Annotated in this window: 1 protein-coding gene; it reads left to right on the top strand. The window is 63.2% G+C overall.

The features are described from left to right. On the top strand, positions 1-1,192 hold a 1,192-nt coding region (locus AC1DFE_RS24035), incomplete at both ends, for a hypothetical protein (RefSeq protein WP_476908331.1).

Here is a 1,192-nt window from a genome sequence, read left to right as displayed (position 1 = left end):
GGGCCGCCGCCGCGCTGGCTGTTGCCCTCCTGATGGTCCTGCTGGTGGGCTGCGTCTCCACGACGGGCCCTTCGACGCCGTCCACCCACTACTACGTGAGTGCCGTGGGAAGCGACACCAACTCCGGGACGTCCCCGGATTCGCCATGGCAGTCCCTGATGAAAATCAACGAAACGGCCTTCAACGCCGGCGATACTATCAGTTTCCGCARGGGTGACGAGTGGATCGGCAACGTCCAGCTGGACGAGAGCGGAACGCCGGCGTCGGCCATCAAACTGAACAGCTACGGAAACGGGAACATCCCAACGATAACCAGCGGGGAAGGCGGAAACTGCTTCCGGCTGAACGGCAGCTACATYGAAGTGGACGGGCTCCGCGCCACCAGCTGCGGCTACGCGGGCTTCAACGTCTACGGCGACCACGTGGTRGTGAAGAATTCCGAGGCCTCCGASAACACCGCCGGCATCAAGGTAGGCACGGGCTCCGACTTCGGAAACTACTCGAACAACGTCCTGACCGACAACAACGTCATGAACGTCAAYACCCCGGGAACGARGTGYGGCACAGCSCAGGCAGCCAACTGCACGGACGATTCCGGTGCGTTCGGCGTGCTGATCAACGGCAACGACAACGAGTTCTCCGGCAACACCGTCACCGGTTCCACGGCCGCATCCTATGACTTCAGCCGGGACGGAAGCGCCTTTGAGATCTACAACGGCAGCCGCAACAACATCCACCACAACAAGGCCATCGACAACAACGTGTTTTCTGAAATCGGGCGCTCCGACCAACCCGCCGACGGCAATGTTTTCCGGTACAACCTGATCCGGGCCTCGTGCGGCGCGGAATGCGCCGAGGCCCAGGGCCTGATCATTCGCGGCCCGGACACAAAGTTCGGCCCCACGAACAGCACCACCTTCGAATTCAACACGGTGTGGCTCAACGGCAGCCATTCCCGCGGTGTGGTCTGCCACGCGCTCTGCCCCTCCTCGACCGTGATCCGGGCCAACATCCTGGTGGCCGTGCGTGACGCCCTGTGGATGGACGGGTCCGGCTGGACGGAGCAGTCCAACGTCGTCAACGGCCCCAGCAACGTCCCGCTGGACAACAGTTCGACGACCGCATCCGCCCAGTTCGTGAATCCCCCCGACGATCTCCACCTCACCAGCGGCAGCCCGGCCATAGACCGCGG

This window comes from Arthrobacter sp. 05T423 (assembly GCF_056396245.1).
Note: the sequence above shows the minus strand (reverse complement) of the source record. Positions and strands in the feature narration are given on the sequence as shown.